The following is a 7,630-nucleotide window of genomic DNA, read 5'->3' as shown; positions in this document are numbered from 1 at the left end:
GTTTGGTTGGGCTTATTACCGCAGATGCAAACTTTTGAACATTGATTCATTCCATACGCTTCTTCTTTTAGGATTCTCCTCTTTTTTCCCGATACTCCTTAGGGGATCTGCCGACAATCTTCTTGAATAATTTAGAGAAATACGTGGTATTGTTGTAGCCAATCTCACTTGCTATTTCATTGACGTTTTGATTACTGTGCAAAAGCAGCTGCTTTGCTTTTTCCATACGTAAATGGTTCAAATAAGCTGAAAAACTTTTTTTCGTTTCTTTTTTGAACAACTGCCCTAAATACATGACATTTAAATGCAAACTTTCTGACACTTCTTTGAGTGTAAGTGGTTCTTGATAATGCTGATGCAGGATTTCGATTACTTTTTCTACATTGCCACTGTATTTTTTCTGTCTCTGTTGCTTTTGGACGAACGACAGAAGTAGTTGGTGGAGTTCTTGCACCGTTTTTGCCTGATGAATTTTTTCGATTCCTTGTAAATATTCCTCATCTTCTAGATCAATCAATTCCCGTTGAATCTCCATAAACAGTAAAAAGCTGGAGTACCGGATGTCTTCCGGCATCATGGCTGCTAACTGAAATTGCTCGAAAAAATCAGTGATCATTTTTTGGGCATCATCTAATCGTTTATTTTGCAACACACGTCTGAAACTTGAAAAATCGATGGTTTGCTCTTTTATTGTTGCTTGTATTGCGTAAAAAACATGCTCGTCTTTATCTCCATAAAATTGATGTAATTGTAGATTGTCTTTCGCTTGTTGGAATGTTTCAGGGATCTTGTCCAATGAATCTGTCTCTTCCCCGATACTGATCAGCCATTCCTGATCAGGGACGTTTTCTTGGACAAAACAGCAGAATCCATCAACTTCATCTGCCTCCAACAACAGCGTAATCAATATACGGTCTCCATAATTTCTTTGATAATAAAAGATTTGCTGGTGTTCTTTCAACCATGTATTGATAAGAGGATCATGAATTCTTGATAATTGGATCAATACTATTCTATGCTGTTTCTCACTGATTTGTCCTATTATTTCTTCTTCACTTGCTTCATCTAACTCTTCATTCAACCATTGACTGAATAATAGTTCCTGATAGATTTCTTGCTGATTTTTTTGTTCATTTTGCTGGTCTAACCGTGTTTTGATTTTCTTGAGGCTTTCAATCAATTCGAACTTATTCACGGGTTTCATCAAATAATTCACCGCACCTAATTGCATGCCTCCTTTCAAATAATCAAATTCTTGGTACCCGGACAAAATCATAAATTCAAAATTATGATGTTCTTTTTGAGCTGCTTCAATAAATTCCAGTCCGTTTATTTCTGGCATCGTCACGTCCGTTACCACTAGATCAATCCGTTGTTGTTCAAGGACAGATAGTCCTTCTTTGGCATTCTCCGCTGTTGCTGCTATTTGGAACCCTAAACTTTTCCAATCAATTATCTTTTTTAACCCATTCAAAATCATATATTCATCATCTACCAATAACACCTGGTACATGTTCACCCCTCCTTGAATGTAATAGAAACAGTCAGTCCACCTGTCTCATTATTCTCAAGCGACATGTAATAACTGCTGCCGAAGTTGGCACGTAAACGTTCATTCACGTTTTGCAGACCGATTGATTCGTGAAGTTCCACTTTGGGATGAGACAGTTTTTCTTCCACCTGTTTTAGCCGTTTCTCAGTCATCCCTCTTCCATTATCTTTGACGATGATCCTTACCCGCTTGTCTTCCTGTAAGACTTTGACACTTAAGGCATTATCAAATCGAGTAAAATCAATACCATGTTTAAAATAATTTTCAACTAATGGTTGAATCACAAATTTAGGTACTTCAATCTTTTCCAAATCAGGATCGATCATAAAATGATAGGCCACTCGATTAGGATAACGCATTTGATATAAATAGACATATTTTTCGCAAAAGTCCAATTCTTCTTTCAAAGTGATCGTCTTCTCTTGATTTGTGTTGTTTCGGAGCAAGGCAGAAAAAGCATATACAACATCTGCTAATTCTTCGCTTCCTTCGCTGATTGCATACATTCGGATATATTCTAATGTATTGTATAAAAAATGCGGATTGATCTGTGCTTGAAGCGCCCGCATATGTGCATCTTGCTGTTTGATTTCTAGTTTGTAGATGTCTTCGACAAATTGATTGATGCTATCCAACATTTCGTTGATACCGATTGAAAGTTCCTTTAGTTCATATTCCGTTTTTGTTGTATCAATCCGGGTTTCTAAATTCCCTGCTGCTGTTTGCTCCATTGCCTGCATGACGATGGATATTTGCTGTGAATATCGTTTGAATGTTTTATAAAGAAAGATAAGCAATATACTGTCTAAAACAATGATACCTATAATCAGCGGGGCAAGGTTTTTCCCCGTTTCGGTTTTTACGCTTTTTTTATCTAATACAGCTAATATTCGGTAATCATCCGACAGTTCTTGATGCTGAACAAAATTATTTTTTCTCAGATTAGCAATTGGCAATTGTGAATTTTTCTGAAGACTCTCTGAGATAATCGTTTCTTGTCTTCCAAATGTTTCTTTAGCTATTTTATTATCATGGAACGTATACAAGCGATTTGTCGTACCAGAAATCATGTATAAAGAGAGTCCATTGAATGACGTTAGATTCTCTAAAATCGTATCTAGCTCTTTCTTTTGGAAACCGATAAAAATACTGCCTGACTCAGCTCCTCCTTGGGTGATAGGCAACTTGATATAAAAGGCGTCTAGTAATTTCGGCGTTCCGGCTTTTACTTCTCCGCCTTTGTTTTCTCTAGAGGATTCATAGTACTCCGGTAGCTGATTCAACACGATATATATCGCACTTAGTTCTTCATAATTAATATAAAGATCTTTGATTTGATTTGGGAAAGAAACTAATTCGTCGGTACTGTTTTGCTGCTCATATACATACATCAAATACTGATCTATGGGTTTTGTTAAGTAGGTAGTGACATTTTCGATTTTTTCGGAATCACCTACAAGCTGGTTTTTAATGATCCTACTCAAAGTTGTTTTGTCATTCAGCATTCTGCTTGTACTTTGAACGGCATCACTTGTCATGTTTTCTGCCTGCTTTTGGTTTTGATCCCACGTATGGACACTAAAAATAACAGTAGCAGTCATCGTTACACCAATCATGATAACCGCATATTTCCGTAATAGCCGATTCAGTAAGGTTCCTTTTGAAAATAGAATCCGGATCTTATTCATAACTTTCCAACTGTTTATCTAACTCTTCACGCCACTGTTTCGTCATCGTACCATTCCAAACCGTCAAAAGACCAATGACACCAAATAAAATCAATCCTTTGAATTGCCAAGTCACAGCTATAATTACACTGCTACCAATAATTATTTTTAGAAAAGACGAAAAGCTGGAAAAAACCGAAATAAAACTCAGCTTTAGCAGATTAGGAACAGAGATCGTATATTCACTGTCTAAAATCATACTGTATTGATAAGTAGCAAATAGGCAAAATAAGGCAAAAAGCAAAATAAAATCAATAGCTAAAAAAATGAGCCCTTTGATTTGAACAGATAGATATAAATTGTAGCTCAATAAAGCAGTACTAGATAAAAATAAACCAAATAGCAGATTTCCTCTTAAAAAATTTCTTTTATATATATTCCAGCCTCTTTTTAACGTGATTTCTTTATACTCGAATCCATATAAATAAAATAACTCATTGACTGTTTTCCATGCCGTACCTAATCCAAAGATGATTCCGCCGACAAACGTGTATATCCAGAAATATAAGGTTAGTTTTATAACGACCCAGATCCGGATAAACAACTCTTCCAAAACCTTCCCTAACATATCTTCTCCTCCAAACATTAAGTTTATACTTTCTCATTATACAAAAAAGGTTGGGCAATCAGCACCATGGCCTGAGTATTAAAGGTTGTAAAAGAGCTGCCCTGCATCAAGTAATAAGAACAGCCGAACAAAAATAGCTCTCTACGTTTTTCGTTCGGTTGGGCTGATTGCCGCAGATACAAGGTTTTGAACACCATTCATTCGGAACAAGAGGTTGCGACACGTTTTTGTCACAACCTCTTTGTCTTTATTCATTATTGTTCTTGTCGAAACTCGTCATATTGTTTTTGCATTTCTTTCAATACCTTGTCATAACCAGCTTTATCTAAAGCTTCTTTTAATTTCGGCAATGTTTCATCTGGATCAACAGTTCCTGTATTCAATCCATCCAAATACTGGTTCATGACATTTGAAATATTACTTAATTCTGTTTTTACATTGTCCGTGTTGAAGCTGAACCCTAAAATCGGTGAAGTTTCTGCTTCAGCAATCGATTGGTCGCGTTTGGCAATCATGTCATCCGTAATGGACTCTTGTGTATATAGAATCTTATTGTTTCCTGTATTCCAAGCAGACATATGTGTGTTTGGCTGATAACCATCTAGCAATTTGATTTTATCCTCTGAACCATCGACTTTTTCCCATGCTTCTCCTTCGATTCCCCAAACAAGTCCATTCAATAATTCTGGATCACTGTTAAGTAGGCCTAGAAGTTCTACTGATTTTTCTTTATTTTTTGAAGTATTGGATACGACAAAATTTGCCATTTGTGCTTGAGCTGTAGATTTCAATGGAACAGTAATTGCTTTTGAAACTAGTTCTTGTTTTGCTGCATTTGTCAAAATCGTATCGCCATAATCATAGGGTCCTTGTGTTTCTCCACGCATCAGCCAAGTATTTCCTTCTAGTGGATAGTCCTTATTGCTCGTTGCAGCGTCACTTGGAATGAGTCCTTGTTTGTACCAGCTATGCATCGTACGCAACAGTCCGATATACGTTTCATTGTCGTATTGGTTGATGATTTTTGAATCATCTCCATCCAGATCAATAGCAAATGGTAAAGTGTTCCCTAAAGGATAGTCAAAGTTTCCTTGGACTTTGAATCCTTGTCCAATGGCAAAAGCGGCCGTGTTTGGTTCTTTTTCATGGAATTCCTTCAAAACTTTTTCTGCATCAGCGTAAGATTGGATTCCATCAATTGAAAGATCATATTTATCTAGTAAAGCTTTGTTAAAAGTAAGTACTTGTTGAGCAAAGACATTTCCATTTACTGGAAAGGCATATAATTTCCCATTCACCAAATTTCCTTTGATATAAGCTTCATCTAAATCATTATACGCTTTTTCAGCATACTTAGGCGCTAATTCAGTCAAATCAGCAAAGGCTCCTTTTTGAGCATTGGAAACATAGTTGTTCGCAAAGGCGATATCGTAATTTTCTCCGGAAGAAATGATGACGTTCATTTTCTTTTCGTAATCGCCCCAACCAATGTAATTGATATTGACTTTTGCACCAATCTCTTTTTCGATTCGTTTGTTTGCCACTTCCATCAATTGATCGAAATTATCGGGTTTATCACCGATTTGATACATCTGCAAAGTGTCCGAATCACTAGCTTCTGCTTGCTCTTTAGAACCAGAACCTCCGCATGCCGCTAATGTACCTACCAATAATGCTGAAACACCTGTAAAGGCTAGTTTCTTCCATAACTTCATTTTTCTTCCTCCTAGTTTTATGATTTTTATATTTTTTTATTCTTTTACTCCACCGATCGTTAGACCTTTGACAAAATGTTTCTGGAAAAATGGATAGCTGATCGCAATAGGCAACGTAGAGATAACTACGATCGCCATTCTGGCGGATTCTCCTGGAACTGAAGCTAGCCCACCTGTCAATTGGCTTCCTGCTCCTGAATTTTGCGTCAGATATTGAATATTACTTTGGATTTTCATCAAAAGATACTGTAGTGGAACCAGCTTATCATCTTGAATGTATAGTAAAGCATTGAACCAGTCATTCCAGTAGCCCAATGCGGCAAATAAGCTGATTGTCGCGATACCAGGAACAGCTAACGGTAAAACGATTTGAACGAATATTCGAAGTTCGCTAGCTCCGTCGATCCGCGCCGATTCAATAATCGAATCAGAGACCGAACGTTTAAAGAATGTGCGCATCACAATAATATTGAAGGGGCTGACAGCCATTGGCAAGATCAATGCCCAAATCGTATCTTTTAACTGGAGAAGATTTGTCATAACAAGATAATTGGCTACCATTCCTGGTGAGAACAACATCGTAATCAAACAAAAAACGGTAAAAAAACGACGGAATGGAAAGTTTGACCGCGAAATCGCATAAGCATATAAAGAAGTAGCCGTGCTATTGATCAGGGTACCTAAAACAGTAACAAGTACAGTGACGAAAAGCGCTTGCAAAATTTTATCCTGCATCTGGTCGAACAAATACGTATAACCAAATAGACTGAATTTTTCTGGCCAAAAACTGTACCCGTGCGTCGACAATATGGACTCATCAGTAACAGAGATGGCAATAACAAATATGAATGGCAAAACACAGGAAATAGCAAAGAGTGCAATCATTATATTAGAGAAAAAATTGGTCGTCTTATTGAAAGAACGGACTTGGACTCTCTCCACTTTCTTTTTTTTCATTTTTTTCCTCCTTAGAATAATGCAGAATCGCTATCAAAACGACGGGCGACCGTATTTGTGATCATCAATAAGACAAAACCGACAACTGATTGATAAAGGCCTGCAGCAGCCGTCATACCAAAATCTCCTGTGGATGTCAGCCCATTGTAGATATACGTATCCAAAACTTGAGTCACATCGTACAATGCACCGGAATTCCTAGGAATGTTATAAAACAGGCCAAAATCAGCTCGAAAAATGTTTCCTACGGCTAAAATCGTTAAAATCGTCATCAATGGAATCAGTTGTGGTATCGTCACATGTTTGATTTGCTGCCATTTGCTAGCTCCATCAACCATAGCAGCTTCATAATAAGTCGGATCGATTCCCATAACAGATGCAAAGTAAATGATGCTGTTATAACCAATCCCTTTCCATGTACCGATGAATACTAAGATAAATGGCCAATATTTCGGTTCATTATACCAATTGACAGCTTCTCCTCCGTGTCCAGTAATCCACTGGTTGAATATTCCTTTGTCGGGACTTAAAAAGGCGTAAACGAAGTAACTGATAATGACCCAAGATAGAAAATAAGGGAGCAACGACATCGTTTGATAAACTTTAACAAGTCGTTTATTTCTCAACTCGCTCATAATGACTGCAAATACGACTGAAATGAGCAGATTTAAAAGGATAAATGTCACATTATATAAAATTGTATTTTTAGTGATGAGAAATGCTTGGTCCGAAGAAAATAAAAATTTGAAATTTTCCCAACCCACCCAAGGACTTTCCCTCAGGCTAGCCAGGAACCCATCTGCTGAAATATGAAAATTTTTGAATGCTACGACATTCGCCATTACAGGTATGTAAAAGAAAAAAATCATCCAAAGCATACCCGGTACAGCCATCAGGACAAGTGCTTTATAACGCCATAGATTCATAAAAAAATGATTGAACCCCTTTCGTTTTTTCATCTAAAAACCCCTTTCGATTCATTCGCAACGTTATTATAGCGCTTTCAATAATGAGAATAAATAAACAAAGTATAGGGAAAATGAAACAAAGTATAGGAGAGGTTGTGAAATCAGCGTTTTGTCCTGAGTATTAGAGAAACAAACGGAAAAAT

The 7,630-nt window shown here is 37.0% G+C and carries 6 protein-coding genes; all 6 read right to left on the bottom strand.

Annotated features, from left to right (window positions below; genetic code table 11):
- Window positions 1-67 precede the first annotated feature (67 nt).
- Complete coding sequence (locus tag HMPREF2988_RS00345) at window positions 68-1,513, bottom strand: response regulator transcription factor (protein WP_070769777.1); 1,446 nt, start codon at window positions 1,511-1,513, stop codon at window positions 68-70.
- A 2-nt stretch (window positions 1,514-1,515) separates the two neighbouring features.
- Window positions 1,516-3,240 (bottom strand): sensor histidine kinase, encoded by a 1,725-nt coding sequence (locus HMPREF2988_RS00340; RefSeq protein ID WP_070769776.1) that lies wholly within the window; start codon window positions 3,238-3,240, stop codon window positions 1,516-1,518.
- On the bottom strand, window positions 3,233-3,847 hold the full coding sequence (locus HMPREF2988_RS00335) for a YesL family protein (RefSeq protein WP_070769775.1): 615 nt from the start codon (window positions 3,845-3,847) through the stop codon (window positions 3,233-3,235). The genes HMPREF2988_RS00340 and HMPREF2988_RS00335 overlap by 8 nt, the downstream gene beginning before the upstream one ends.
- Before the next feature lie 254 nt (window positions 3,848-4,101).
- Window positions 4,102-5,562 carry an ABC transporter substrate-binding protein gene (locus HMPREF2988_RS00330; protein ID WP_002310831.1) on the bottom strand — a complete coding sequence of 487 codons (1,461 nt, stop codon included), beginning with the start codon at window positions 5,560-5,562 and terminating at the stop codon, window positions 4,102-4,104.
- A gap of 36 nt (window positions 5,563-5,598) precedes the next feature.
- Window positions 5,599-6,519 (bottom strand): carbohydrate ABC transporter permease, encoded by a 921-nt coding sequence (locus tag HMPREF2988_RS00325; RefSeq protein ID WP_002316111.1) that lies wholly within the window; start codon window positions 6,517-6,519, stop codon window positions 5,599-5,601.
- A gap of 11 nt (window positions 6,520-6,530) precedes the next feature.
- On the bottom strand, window positions 6,531-7,478 hold the full coding sequence (locus HMPREF2988_RS00320; RefSeq protein WP_002341420.1) for an ABC transporter permease: 948 nt from the start codon (window positions 7,476-7,478) through the stop codon (window positions 6,531-6,533).
- Between the last annotated feature and the right edge of the window lie 152 nt (window positions 7,479-7,630).

It is taken from the genome of Enterococcus sp. HMSC061C05 (assembly GCF_001814765.1).
Taxonomy (GTDB): domain Bacteria; phylum Bacillota; class Bacilli; order Lactobacillales; family Enterococcaceae; genus Enterococcus_B; species Enterococcus_B lactis.
Note: the sequence above shows the minus strand (reverse complement) of the source record. Positions and strands in the feature narration are given on the sequence as shown.